This is a genomic window from Vibrio sp. 1069 (genome assembly GCF_033340555.1).
On sequence record NZ_JAWOWP010000516.1, the window covers coordinates 1 to 636 of the forward strand.

Annotated in this window: 1 protein-coding gene; it reads right to left on the bottom strand. The window is 45.1% G+C overall.

Annotated elements, in window-relative coordinates:
- Nucleotides 1-636 (bottom strand): CDF family Co(II)/Ni(II) efflux transporter DmeF (dmeF, locus tag R7040_RS27485; RefSeq protein WP_318097746.1); only part of this gene is annotated, 636 nt, incomplete at both ends.

A 636-nucleotide genomic window follows, 5' to 3' on the forward strand; every position in this document is an offset into this window, starting at 1 on the left:
TACTCAGTAATTGCTTAAATTCACTCAACGTTTTATCACTGCGATTATGTAACACAATCGCAGCCGAGTAATGATGTCCGCTCACCTTCCAAACATGCAGATCTAGCACGTCTGCGTATGGCTCAATCGTCTCTCTGATTGCCTGTAGGTACTCGTGATTAATATTCTCATCTAATAAGACTGGTGCGGTTTGCTTCATCAAACCGAGAGTCCATTTACCAATCACCAAAGCACCAACGATCCCCATAATGGCATCTAACCAAATCCATCCGTAAAACTTACCAACAATAAGTGCGACGATCGCTAACAGTGACGTTAAGGTATCTGCCAAGACATGAAAATACGCGGCGGCAAGATTGTGGTCGTGGTGCTCGTGCGAGTGTCCATGCGAATGGTTATGATCATGTGGGTGGTCGTGATCATGATGATGGTGATCATGCAGCAGCAACATACTTGCTAAGTTAACCACCAAACCAATCACTGCGACCATAATCGCTTCGTTGAATTGAATACTCTCAGGGTTAAACAAACGGTGAACGGATTCCACCATCATCATTAGCGCCACCATGCCCAAAGCAATCGCGCTCGTAAAACCACCTAAAACACTGACCTTCCCAGTACCAAACGAAAAACGCT